This window comes from Mesorhizobium sp. M2E.F.Ca.ET.209.01.1.1, assembly GCF_004010375.2.
GTDB lineage: Bacteria > Pseudomonadota > Alphaproteobacteria > Rhizobiales > Rhizobiaceae > Mesorhizobium.
This window is the reverse complement of sequence record NZ_SADP02000730.1, coordinates 1-328: the sequence shown is the minus strand read 5'-3', so window position 1 is coordinate 328 and position 328 is coordinate 1. Positions and strand designations below refer to the sequence as shown.

Below are 328 nucleotides of genomic sequence, written 5' to 3'. Positions count from 1 at the left end.
CTGGGAAGAAGGTCGAGTCGCGCAGCGGTTTCAGCAGCCAGACCGCACAGTAGAGGCTCCAGTCGGGCGTGCCGACGAGCACAAACGCGGCGAGTGGAACCAAAACCGCCAGCACATCGATGGCGACCGCCGGCGTCCTGTCCCGAACGTCTCCCGCCCAGCGCTTGAGCACCGTCGCGGCCATCTGCAGAAGATAAGCGCCCCAAATGACCGCGAGCACGGCAACCAGAGCCAGTCTGCCTCGTCCGGACATGTCCGGTATCGTGAGCGCAGCCACGGCCAGAAGTCCCGGCGCAGCCAGCACCGCGTTGAGCGGCATGTAGAATCT

1 pseudogene is annotated in these 328 nt (G+C 65.2%); it reads right to left on the bottom strand.

The features are described 5' to 3' along the window. Positions 1 to 319, bottom strand: a pseudogene (locus EN852_RS37640) (cyclic nucleotide-gated potassium channel); the annotation flags it as partial. Positions 320 to 328 lie beyond the last annotated feature (9 nt).